This window comes from Stenotrophomonas sp. HMWF023, from assembly GCF_003060985.1.
Lineage (GTDB): Bacteria > Pseudomonadota > Gammaproteobacteria > Xanthomonadales > Xanthomonadaceae > Stenotrophomonas > Stenotrophomonas lactitubi.
In genome coordinates this window covers 2706-5474 of record NZ_QAIJ01000343.1, presented here as the reverse complement: position 1 = coordinate 5474, position 2769 = coordinate 2706, and the positions used below count along the sequence as shown (strand labels likewise).

Sequence of the window (2769 nt, the reverse complement as noted above, 5' to 3'; positions counted from 1 at the left end):
GTTCGTCGCAGATCAGGAAGGTCGGGTCGGAGACGATCGCGCGGGCAATCGCCACGCGCTGCTGCTGGCCGCCTGACAGTTCGTTGGGACGATGGCTGCGGCGGTCGGCCAAGCCGACCAGGGTCAGCGCGATCTCGGCATTGCGCTTGCGCTGCGCCGCGCTGAGATGGGTCAGCAGCAACGGCAGTTCCACGTTCTTCTGCGCGGTCAGCATCGGCATCAGGTTGTAGAACTGGAACACGAAGCCGACGTGATGGCTGCGCCACGTCGACAGCTGGCCGCCGCTCATCTGGTCGATGCGCTCGCCTTCGATGCTGATCTCGCCGCCCGTGGGGTTGTCCAGCCCGCCGATCAGGTTGAGCAGGGTGGTCTTGCCGGAACCGGACGGGCCCATCAGCGCGACGAAATCGCCGCTGGCGATATCCAGGTCGATGCCGTGCAGCACCTGCACCTTTTCGGGGCCACGCTGATAGGTCTTGGTGATGTTGCGCAGTGAAACCAGGGTCGACATGGGTGGTTCTCCACGAAAGGCGGGAAACGGGACATCGCGCCGGCCGTGGGCCGGGCGTAACCGAAGGGTGGTGCCGTCGAGCGGTACTGCCGGTGGCGCCACGCGGGCGCCGGGCCGTTACTGCGCTTGTTTCTGTTGCACCTTGGTGCCATCGCGCAGGGTATCCGGCGGATTGACCACCACCGACTCCCCCGCGCTCACGCCCTTGAGGATCTGGCGGTCCTTGCCCATCGCCTGGCCCGCCTCGACCGTGCGCTGCTGCACGCGGTTCTCGTCGCCCAGCACGAAGGCCACCGACGCGCCCTCGCGCTGGACCACCGCACCGCCCGGCACGCGAACGCCCTGCGGCTTGCTGGCCGCCTGCGGCTGCGCCTGTTCCAGGAAGCTGACCCGCACGCCCATCTCCGGCACGATGCGCGGGTCTTTCACTTTCAGTGCCACGCGCACCTTCACCGTGGCCTTGCCACGATCAGCGGTGGGAATGATGGCGATCACCTCGGCCGGGATCTTCCAGTCCGGATAGGCGTTGAGCGTGGCTTCCACCGGCATCTTCGGCTGCACGCGGCCGATGAAGGCTTCACCGACCTCGACTTCGATCTCCAGCGATTCCATGTCGACGATGGTGCCGATGCCGGTACGGGTGAAGCCGCCACCGGCCGACAGTGGCGAGACGATCTCGCCGGGCTGCGCGGCCTTGGCGGTGACCACGCCGGAGAACGGCGCGCGCACGATGTTGTTGTCCACGCCGAGGTCGGCGATGGACAGCTGGTCGTTGGCAACCTTGACGTTGCGCCGTGCGGTTTCCAGCTGCGCACGCAGGCTGTCACGCTGGGCCACGGCCTGGTCGTACTGCGAACGCGAGACCAGCTGCTGTCCGACCAGTGCCTGCAGGCGGCTGGCCTCGGCGGCGGCCTGCTTCTGCTGGGCTTCCAGACCGACCACCTGGCTGCGCGCGGACTGCAGCTGCGAGGCATACAGGCTGCGCTGCGCGTCGGCATCGATCGGGTCCAGGGTGGCCATGATCTGCCCCTGTTCCACCCGCATGCCTTCTTCGATCATCACCTCGCGCACCTTGCCGGTGATCTTGGCCGACACCGTGGCCATGCGCCGGGCGACCACGTAGCCGCTGGCATCGAGTACCGAGCTGCTGGCGCTGCCCTGCTGGATGGCCACGGCCGGCGCGGTGTCCACTTCCACGGTGGGCGCACGGCCGAACAGCGCGAACGCACCGCCGGTCAGCAGCACGATGATCACGACCACGGCGACCCACAGCCAGCGGCGGCCACCACTGCCACCACTGGAGGCTGGCGGCGGCGACTTGCGGTCAATACGGAGTTCCTTCAACAGCTCGGCAGAAGCGTTCATTCGTTCCATCACAGGCGTTCGGGCGGGTGTGACCGGAAGGGCAGACTGCGGCGGTTCCGGCGGTGGAGCGTGCGGTACAGCATGAAGGCAGGTGCATCGGCGATGGCAGTGACAGCTGTCATCCGATGTCATTGACGGCGGCAACTGCGAAATGTGACCACGGCGGCACAGGATGGCAACGTCCCCGCTACCGGTACTGCCCATGGATCCGATCGCTCCGTCGCTGGCCCGCCTGCAGCAGGTGCAGGTGCGTTACCGCGACCATACCGCCCTGCACGGCATCGACCTGCAGGTCCGCGCTGGCCAGGTACTGGCCCTGCTGGGCCGCAACGGTGCCGGCAAGAGTACCGCGATCAGCGTGCTGTTGGGCCTGCGCCGCGCCGACGCCGGCCAGGTCGAGCTGCTGGGCGGTGATCCGCAGCAGCGCGCCAGCCGTATCGGCCTCGGCGTGATGCTGCAGAGCACCAGCCTGCCGCCGATGCTGCAGGTGGATGAACTGGTGGCGCAGGCCAGCGCCTGCTATCCGGATCCGCAGCCGTTGAAGGAGGTACTGCAGCGTGTGGGCTTGCAGGACCTTGCCCGGCGGCGCTATGGGCAGCTGTCCGGCGGGCAGCAGCGCTGTGTGCAGTTCGCCATTGCCATCTGCGGCCGCCCGCGCGTGCTGTTCCTCGATGAGCCCACCACCGGCCTGGACATCCAGGCGCGGCAGGCGATGTGGCAGGCGATCCGGCAGCTGGTGGCCGAAGGCTGCGGTGTGCTGCTGACCACCCACTATCTGGAGGAGGCCGAGGCGCTGGCGCAACGGGTGGTGGTGCTGGAGCAGGGCAGGGTAGTGGCCGAGGCGCCGCTGTCCGAACTGCGCCTGGCCGACCGCCCGCGACGCATCCGCTGCC

Annotated in this window: 2 protein-coding genes and 1 pseudogene; 1 reads left to right on the top strand and 2 read right to left on the bottom strand. The window is 68.1% G+C overall.

The window, feature by feature from the left end; translation table 11 throughout:
* The coding region (locus DBR20_RS21060) for an ABC transporter ATP-binding protein (protein WP_258223459.1) at positions 1 to 511 on the bottom strand (511 nt) is incomplete at its 3' end.
* A 117-nt stretch (positions 512 to 628) separates the two neighbouring features.
* On the bottom strand, positions 629 to 1876 hold the full coding sequence (locus DBR20_RS21055) for an efflux RND transporter periplasmic adaptor subunit (RefSeq protein WP_108268240.1): 1248 nt from the start codon (positions 1874 to 1876) through the stop codon (positions 629 to 631).
* Positions 1877 to 2078: 202 nt separating this feature from the next.
* On the opposite strand from DBR20_RS21055, the pseudogene DBR20_RS21050 reads away from it, so the two are divergent.
* Positions 2079 to 2769 (top strand): annotated as a pseudogene (locus tag DBR20_RS21050) (ABC transporter ATP-binding protein); the annotation flags it as partial.